We start from the raw sequence: 652 nt of genomic DNA, 5'->3' as shown, positions 1-652 counted from the left end.
CAGCGATTAATATGGTCTGATACTGACGTGGTTCCTGTCATACTTACGGTCATGGGCGGTTATCGCCCATACTGTTCGTGCCAGCTTGTTTGCCATGGCGACGATTGCCACACTGGCTGGACGACGTTTTTTCAGTTCGGTTATCCACGGGCCAGGCTCTTTAGCTACTAATGCCACCGCTCTTGCACCGTGGATAAATAATGTCCTGAGATAAGTGTCACCACGTTTGCTTATCCCCAGCAGACGTACTTTCCCTCCGGAGCCAGTTTGTTTTGGAACCAGACCAACATATGCGGCGAACTCTCGCCCCGATTTAAACGCTGATGCTTCCCCCATGGTGGCCACCGCTGCCGTCGCAATAAGTGGTCCAACGCCAGGAATATCCAGCAACCGCTTACAGGTTTCATTCTGCCTCGCCACGCTGGTAAGCTGTTTTTCAATATCCTCTATCAGTGAGTCCAGCTCATTCAGTCGGTTGTACTGGTTTTCCAGAACCATAATGAGATACGGTGGCAGTCTCTCTTTCATCCGTTCCAGTGCTTCGGGGAACTCCCGCTCCATCGCTGCCCGGCCTTTGTGGATGGTTTCACCAAACTCCAGTAACGTCCCGTGCAGGGCATTAATTTGTGCGGTCCGGAACTTCACCAGTTGC

The 652-nt window shown here is 52.1% G+C and carries 1 pseudogene; it reads right to left on the bottom strand.

What is annotated here, in order from left to right:
* Positions 1-6 precede the first annotated feature (6 nt).
* Positions 7-652, bottom strand: a pseudogene (locus BHE85_RS17815) (IS110-like element ISEc11 family transposase); the annotation flags it as partial.

It is taken from the genome of Shigella sp. FC1567 (genome assembly GCF_001743015.1).
Taxonomy (GTDB): domain Bacteria; phylum Pseudomonadota; class Gammaproteobacteria; order Enterobacterales; family Enterobacteriaceae; genus Escherichia; species Escherichia coli.
This window is presented reverse-complemented; position numbering and strand designations above follow the sequence as displayed.